Below are 1,218 nucleotides of genomic sequence, written 5' to 3' on the forward strand. Positions count from 1 at the left end.
AGCTTCCTTTACACCAGAAAGCGTCCGATCCCCGTTATCTTTATTGGCAATATTGATTTCACTGCCTGCTACTTCTTTACCAATAGTGATAAGACTTGTATCTGCATCTTGCTTAACAAGACTATCACTTACAACCTTGTTAATCTCTTTGTGAATATTCGTGAAAGAGGCGCCAACATCAGATAACGCATCCGCAACATTATCATACTGCTTCTCTTCAATTGCAACACCATCATCTTTGACAGCTTTAACCGTGAATTTTGGTGCGGTCCATTCACCATTCTCATACTTAGCATCACCACCAAAATATTTCGCTGTATGCTCAGCAACCTTAGTAACATTTTCATTGGTTGTAAAAAGCTGCGAGCCATTCACCGCATCCATTGAGCTTGCAGATATATCGCCATTCGCAAGATACTTAATCTTGCTATTGCTTTTTGCATCTTCTTTCCCATGCGTTGCTACAAACGCACCTTCTTTCTCACCCCACATCAAAGCATTCTGACCAATGTTTTCGGTGACCTCTTTTTTTACATTTGTGATAGAAGTACCAACCCCTGTTAAAGCACTTGCTACATCAGAATAGCTTTTATCTTCTTCAGTACCATCTTCATTGAAGATCTTAATCTTGAAACTTGGACCTGTCCAGTTTCCATTTCCAAAGTCAGCATCTCCACCAAAAAAAGTAGCTACCTTACCACCTAGTGTATGTATCTGTGAACCATTCACCGCTTCATCTGAATTTGCACTGAGATCGCCACCTAATAAACCGGAAATTTTCCGTTTCTCATTATCTTTATTCAGAATGCTGACTTCATTGCCACCAGTTCCTTTCCCAATGGTGATAACACCTGTTCCCCCTGCACGAAGACTACGCGCTAATCTATTTTCTTCTTCTTGTTCTTGCTTAACAAGGATACTATCTCTTACATCAGCAATTTCATTATTTGTTGCAAATAACTGTGAACCATTCACTGCTTGTTGTGAAGTCTCAGTGAGTACCGCAGCCTTAACTTTCTTTATCTCTTTACCTCCAGCATCAATGCCCGCGGTCGTTATTTTCGGGCCATCAGTAATGACCAAACCTGTTGCATCTAGGGCAGTTGTGCCTGCTTTTAAGCTCGTTAATACAACATCTTTAGCTAAATCAAATTTTACATTATTGTCTTTATCGCCTTTTGTAATGTTAAGATTGGTACTGCCAGTAGAAAAATCTAC

The 1,218-nt window shown here is 39.9% G+C and carries 1 pseudogene; it reads right to left on the bottom strand.

The features are described from left to right. Positions 1–1,218, bottom strand: a pseudogene (locus ACFINU_RS09920) (hypothetical protein); the annotation flags it as partial.

This window comes from Bartonella sp. AC130YNZD, assembly GCF_042196865.1.
Lineage (GTDB): Bacteria > Pseudomonadota > Alphaproteobacteria > Rhizobiales > Rhizobiaceae > Bartonella.